Raw genomic sequence first — 400 nt, 5'->3', positions numbered from 1 at the left:
GGCTTTAAAAATGTGACGGTAAACGAAAACTACTTTCAAGGACATTTCCCTGATCAACCAATCATGCCTGGTGTGCTTGTGCTGGAGGCACTAGCGCAGGTTTCAGGCATACTCGGCTTTATTACGACTAACAAAAAGCCAAGTGAAAACTTAATACACTATTTTGCCGGAACAAATAAAGCGCGCTTTAAAAGGCCAATTGTTCCGGGCGATCAACTGGTACTAGAATCTCATTTGATTGCAGCAAAGCATAACATCTGGAAGTTTGACTGTACTGCATATGTAGATGGTGAGGTTGCTTGTATTGCAGAAATTATGACAGCGGAGCGAGAACGTTAATGACAATCCACCCTGATGCCAAAATCCATTCAGACACTAAAGTTCACCCTCAAGCAATAGT

1 protein-coding gene is annotated in these 400 nt (G+C 42.2%); it reads left to right on the top strand.

Going from position 1 to position 400, the window contains the following annotated elements; genetic code table 11:
• The coding region (gene fabZ, locus A3757_RS05975) for a 3-hydroxyacyl-ACP dehydratase FabZ (protein ID WP_068739309.1) at positions 1–339 on the top strand (339 nt) is incomplete at its 5' end.
• Positions 340–400 lie beyond the last annotated feature (61 nt).

This window comes from Oleiphilus sp. HI0117, assembly GCF_001635235.1.
Note: the sequence above shows the minus strand (reverse complement) of the source record. Positions and strands in the feature narration are given on the sequence as shown.